Origin of the sequence: Haladaptatus sp. (genome assembly GCF_049589095.1) — an archaeon.
In the GTDB taxonomy this organism is placed as follows: Archaea; Halobacteriota; Halobacteria; order Halobacteriales; family Haladaptataceae; genus Haladaptatus.
Map to the genome: position 1 here is coordinate 1 of NZ_JBAWAC010000664.1, position 5,767 is coordinate 5,767.

At 61.0% G+C, this 5,767-nt stretch carries 5 protein-coding genes and 1 pseudogene; 4 read left to right on the top strand and 2 right to left on the bottom strand.

Annotated features, from left to right (window positions below; genetic code table 11):
- A pseudogene (locus WBV42_RS20825) lies at positions 1–109 on the bottom strand (ABC transporter ATP-binding protein); the annotation flags it as partial.
- 36 nt (positions 110–145) lie between these two features.
- Between WBV42_RS20825 and WBV42_RS20830 the strand changes: the two are divergent.
- The 3 genes from WBV42_RS20830 to WBV42_RS20840 are packed head-to-tail and all read left to right on the top strand — an operon-like array spanning position 146 to position 2,787.
- Positions 146–967: an ABC transporter substrate-binding protein gene (locus WBV42_RS20830; protein WP_423987738.1), complete on the top strand. Its 822-nt coding sequence runs from the start codon at positions 146–148 to the stop codon at positions 965–967.
- A 7-nt stretch (positions 968–974) separates the two neighbouring features.
- A complete protein-coding gene (locus tag WBV42_RS20835; RefSeq protein WP_423987734.1) occupies positions 975–1,901 on the top strand; it encodes an ABC transporter permease in 927 nt (308 codons plus the stop codon).
- Between the two features lies 1 nt (position 1,902).
- Positions 1,903–2,787: an ABC transporter permease gene (locus tag WBV42_RS20840; protein WP_423987735.1), complete on the top strand. Its 885-nt coding sequence runs from the start codon at positions 1,903–1,905 to the stop codon at positions 2,785–2,787.
- A 15-nt stretch (positions 2,788–2,802) separates the two neighbouring features.
- Here WBV42_RS20840 and gatE read toward each other — a convergent pair whose 3' ends face one another.
- Entirely contained in the window at positions 2,803–4,671 is a 1,869-nt protein-coding gene (gatE, locus tag WBV42_RS20845) for a Glu-tRNA(Gln) amidotransferase subunit GatE (protein WP_423987736.1), read from the bottom strand.
- A gap of 308 nt (positions 4,672–4,979) precedes the next feature.
- Here gatE and WBV42_RS20850 point away from each other — a divergent pair.
- Positions 4,980–5,767: response regulator (locus tag WBV42_RS20850; protein WP_423987737.1), on the top strand; the 788-nt coding region annotated here is incomplete at its 3' end.

The following is a 5,767-nucleotide window of genomic DNA, read 5'->3' on the forward strand; positions in this document are numbered from 1 at the left end:
CGTCGTTCATCACGGCCATCCGGTCGGAGAGGGTCATGGCGACTTCCTGGTCGTGGGTGACGTAGAAGAACGACCCCTCGGTCTTCTCGTGAATCTTCCGCAGTTCGACATCGCCGTCCCGAACAACAACTACGTGCCAAAGATGATGGACGCGGACCTCGTTGATCCCGTCCCCGACGATATCGTGAAAAACAAAAGCGACATCTACGACACGTTCAAGGGATTCAGCAAGAACCAGTTCACGAAAGACGGCAAGCAGTACGGCGTCCCCATCCGCTTCGGGTGGTACGGCTACTCCTACGATTCGCGCAAGATTCCGGAGGACCACGAGCAGAGCTACGACGTGCTGTTCAGTGACAATTACAAGGGGACGGACTTGAAGGGGAAGGTCGTCATGTACGACAACCACTTCAAGGCGATGAGCGCGACGGCGCTCTATCTTGGCTACGAAAAGGCATTCGAGGGGGACAAAGTGAACCTCTCGGAGAAGCAGATAAAGAAAGTGAAACAGACCCTCATCGAGCAAAAACCGAACCTACAGGGGTACATCGCGGCCGACCCGACGTACATCAAATCCTTCAAGCAGGGTAACTTCCTCGTCGGGCAATCCGGACGTAACGAGATCGTCGAGATGTGGGCGAACGGTGCCGATTGGCCGAAGATGGCGACGCCGAAAGAGGGGTCGCTCGCGTGGTTCGAATCCGCCGTCGTCTCGAAGAAATCCGAGAACAAGGACCTCGCGTGGAAGGTCGTCAACGAATTCATCGCGCCGAAACTCGGTGCCGACCTCGCGAAGGCAGGCTACTCACCCAGCTGTAACCCGAAGACTCAACAACATCTCTCGAAGGAGCAAAACGACATGTTCGGCTCCATCAAACCGTCGCGTCTGCAGGACTTCATCCCGTTCAAAGCCGTCGAGAACGAGGACGCGTGGCAGAACGCGTGGGACGAAGTCAAGACGGCCTGACTCCACCATGTCCTCGGATACTTCCCGCTCCAGACGGCAGGGTATCATCAACGCGTTCGCCTCGCGAAAGCGAACGCTCGGCCTCACGCTCGGGCCAAGCCTGATTTGGTTGTTGCTCCTGCTGATGGCACCGCTGACGTTCATGGTGGTCCTCAGCTTCATGACCGTCGACAGTTCGTCGTACAGCATCGTCTGGCAGCCGACGCTCGCGAACTACTCGGGGTTGTTCAACGGAGGCGGGCCGTTCTGGGAGACGCCGTTCTTCCACTCGCTCATGCTCTCGTATGGCATCGCTGCCGTCACCACCCTGCTCTGTCTGGTGATGGCGTTCCCGCTCGCGTACTTCCTCGCGCGTCGCGGCGGCCGGACGTTCAAAGTCGTCATCTTCCTCGTGTTGCTGCCGTTCTTCACGATGTATCTCGTCCGGGCCTACTCGTGGTACCTCATGTTCGGTCCGAGCAGCGTCATCAACCGGACGCTGTTGAAAATCGGCATCGTGAACGGGCCAATCGGGCTGTTCAACTACGGCATCCCGGCTATCGTGGTCGGTCTGGTGCACGCCTACTTCCCGTACATGCTCCTCTCGCTGTACGCGAGCATGGAGGGTCTCGACTTCTCGCTCGTAGAAGCGGCCCGCGACTTGGGCGCGACACGAACCGGAACACTTCGTGACGTCATCCTCCCGCTGACTCTGCCGGGAATAATCAGTGGGAGCCTGTTCGTGTTCGTCCCCGCGCTCGGCGCGTTCATCACGCCGCGATTCCTCGGGCAGGGGAAGGTGTTGATGGTCGGGCAACTCATCGAGGGACGAATCACGGGACAGTACGCCATCGACTACGGAAGCGCGGCGTCGATGTTCATCGTCGTCTCCATCGTCGTCGCCTTCGCGCTCGCGTTCCGCTATGTCAGCATCGAAGAGTTGGGAGGTGTCTGAGATGGCAACGGAAACCGGAACCACGACGGAACGAGCGGATGAATCGAGCGAATCGCCGACGTTCGGGCACGAACGGAGACAGCAACTGCTCCGCCGCGGCCTGTACGTTATCGTGGGACTGCTGTTGGTGTTCCTGTGGATTCCGCTGGTCGCCATGATGTTCCTCTCGTTCGCGGTCAATTCGAGCACGTTCTTCCCCTTCCAGGGGTTCACGTTCGCCCACTACTTGGCGACGTTCGCCGACAGGTCGCTGATGACTGCGCTGTTGAACAGCGTCCAAGTGGCGACGTTCTCGGCGCTGATAGCGACGATCCTCGGCGTGCTGGCGAGTTTCGCGCTCGTCCGCTACGACTTCCCACTCAAGGAGCTGTACCGGACGTTCGGCATCCTCCCGATGGTCATTCCGGGCGTCGTGTTGGGCATCGCGCTCATCATCTACTTCCAGACGGTGCTCGGGATGGTGATGGGGCCGGTCACGCTCATCCTCACCCACAGCATCTACGGTTTCCCGTTCGTCCTGCTGATGGTGACGGCCCGCCTCTACACCTTCGACAGGTCGTTGGAGGACGCGGCCCGTGACTTGGGTGCTGACCCGCTCACGACCTTCTGGGACGTGACGCTCCCCATCGTCGCGCCCGCCATCGGTGCCGGGTTCCTCTTCGCGTGGATTCGGTCGTTCGAGGACTTCATCCGTGCGCACTTCGTCGGCGGAACGATGAACGTCATAACCATATCGATGTACTCGATGATAAAGTACGGAACCGCGCCGAAGATGAACGCCATCTCGACGTTCATCGTCTTCATCATCGCCGTCGGGCTGGCGGTGGCGATGAACCTCGGCAACGTCACCGGCTACGTGGCGGGGACGGGCGGAGAGGAAGAATAACCCCCGAACTCGTTTTTACGCGCGTTTCTGGATTTCCTCGCGCAGGAGTTGGCTCACGAGGTCTCCGTCCGCCTTTCCGCGGAGGCTTCCCATGCACTCGCCCATCAGGCCGGAGAACGCGCCCATTCCCTCTTCCTCGACCTGCTCGTCGTTCCGTTCGACCACTTCGACGACCGCTTCGCGGACTTCCTCGTCGCCCACGCCGGAGAGTCCGGCTTCCTCGACCGCTTCCTCCGCCGTCAGTTCGGGGTTCTCCGCGAGGAGCGTCATCACGTCGTTGACACCCTCCTTCGCCAACTCGCCGTCGGTGACGAGCGAGATCACTGCGAGGAAATGGTCGTCGGTGAGGTTCTCGACGGGAACGTCGTCACGCCGAAGTTCCGTCACGGTGCTCTCGACCAATCCGGCGACGAACGTCGGGTCCGCACCGGTTTCGACCGCCCGCTCGAACAGCGGCATTCGGCGGCCGTAGGCGACCTGTTCGGCGAGTCCCGCGCCGAGCGAGAACTCCGACTGGTAGCGCTCGACCTTTTCCGTCAGCAGTTCGGGCGTCTCGACCTCCTCGGGGTCTAGATCGACCGGCGGCACGTCGGTTTCGGGGTACATCCGCGCCGCGCCGGGGAGCGGGCGGAGATACTGCGAGGTACCGTCCTCGTTCGCACCACGGGTCTCCTCCGGGACTTCCTCGATGGCGACTTCCGCACGCTTTGCGGCGGCTTCGATCGCGCCGTCGGCCACCTCCGGACTAGCGGCGACGATGGCGACCGCGTCCTCGTCACCCGCATCGACGGCGTCCCGAAGCGCTTCGACTTCGTCCTCGGTAACGCCGTACGCGGGCAGTTCGTCGGTGTGGAAGATGCCGCCCGCGCCGTGGCGCTTCGCGTGGTCGGAGAACTCCGTGCCGAGGCGACGGTCTGGCTGGATCTCCCGGCCGACGAGGCCGTCGAAGCCGAAGAGGGGGACGGCGGTGACTTTGCCGCCGCTGTCGAGTGCGCCCTCGATGACGCCGCTTTCGGTCCCCTCGAACACGTCGGTCACGTCCTGAACCTCGCCGACCGCGGCGTCGCGGGATTGCAGTTCGTCGCGGATGGCGAGGAGTTCGACCTGCCGACCGACTTCGAACCGGACGAGGTCGTCGATGTCGTCCAGACTCTGGACGCCTTTCATCTCCACGCGTGCGCCGTCCGCGATGGAGACGTTCACGTCCTGCCGGATGGTGCCGAGACCGCGTTTGACGTGGCCGGTCGAACGGAGGAGCATTCCGATCCGTTCGGCCGCCTCGCGGGCCTGTTGGGGTGAACTGATGTCCGGGCTGGTGCCGATTTCGACCAGCGGAATGCCGAGTCGGTCGAGGCTGAAGGTGACGCCGTCCTCGCGCTCCTCGACGCGCTGGGCGCTCTCCTCCTCCAACATCAGGTCTTCGACGCCGACCGGCCCGTCGCTCGTCTCGATTTGCCCGCCGGTGGCGACGAGCGTCGAGCGCTGGAATCCCGAGGTGTTCGACCCGTCCACGACGATTTTTCGCATGACGTTGGCCTGGTCGATGACGGTCATGTCGAGCAGTTGCGCGGTTTCGAGGACGACCTGTTGTGCTTCCTCGTCCAAGCGGTGTGGCGGTTCGTCGTCGGCTTCCACGAGACAGGTCGTGTCGTAGCCCAGATACTCGAACTCGCGGTCGATTTGGCTCTCTTCGAGCGCGGCTTCGTCGATTTCCCCGAGTTCGCTCCGGGTCGGATGGAGATACCGGGTGAACGTTCGGGACGACTCCTCGGGGTCGCGGAGTTCGGTCGGACAGCCACAGAACAACTTCTCCTCGGTGTCGAGTTGCTGGTGAATCTCCAGCCCCGCCACGAGACCGAGGTCCTCGTAGTCGTACTTACTCATTGATCGGACATGAGAGATGGAGGGGTAAAAAACCGACCAGTTCGGGCGAGTTCCGCCACGGAGCGCGACCGTTCGTGGTCGTCGGTCGGAACGGTGTCTCGGTGCAGGGAAACCGGATCGATAGTGCTTGGTTCCGTGAGGTTGCGAGAGACGCAGAGTCGGCCTTTTCGGAACGAAAGAACGAATGAATAAAAGCACGAAGAAATGTTCCGATACGGACGATATTATACAGCGATTTTACGAATATCTACCTGTTCCCTCGTTGGTGATTCAATACCTATAAATCTGAAGTCCACAGTGATTCGTGTATGACCGAGTTCCTCGACGCGAGGAATCCAACGGATCCGATACGTGTCCTCCACGTCGACGACGACCCTGCGCGATTGCGCCTTTCTCAATCCCTCCTGTCGGAGTACATACCGGACATCGTCGTTCGTACGGAGACGAACCCGTCGAACGCTATCGAGCGACTCGACGAGTTCACGGTCGATTGTATCGTCAGCGATTTCGACATGGGATCGATGGACGGATTGGAGTTTCTGGAGGCCGTCCGGGTCCACTTACCGGAACTACCCTTCATCCTCTTTACCGGCAAAGGGAGCGAAGAAATAGCAAGCGAGGCCATCTCCGTGGGGGTCACCGAATACCTCCAGAAAGGCGGTCCGGACGGATACGCCGTGTTGGCAAACCGTATCGAAAACGTGGTCGATCGATATCGCGCACAGCGGGAAGCACGAGCGTACCAGCGACGGATGGCCACCGTCTACGACCGGGTGACGGACGCGTTCTTCGCGCTGAACACGGACTGGCGGTTCACCTTCGTCAACGAGCGCGGCGAGGAGTTGCTGAACCGGCCGGAATCGGCACTGCTCGGTAACTCCGTCTGGGACGAGTTCCCCGAATCGCTCGATTCGATGTTCGAAGACGAGTATCGAGCAGCGATGGAAACACAGGAACCGACGACGTTCGAAGCCTACTTCGACCCGTTGAAAACGTTGTTCGAGGTGCACGCCTACCCTTCGACGGAGGGGTTATCGGTTTACTTCCGTGACATCACCGACGAGACGCGGATTCGAAAGGAACACCGCCGGGAGCG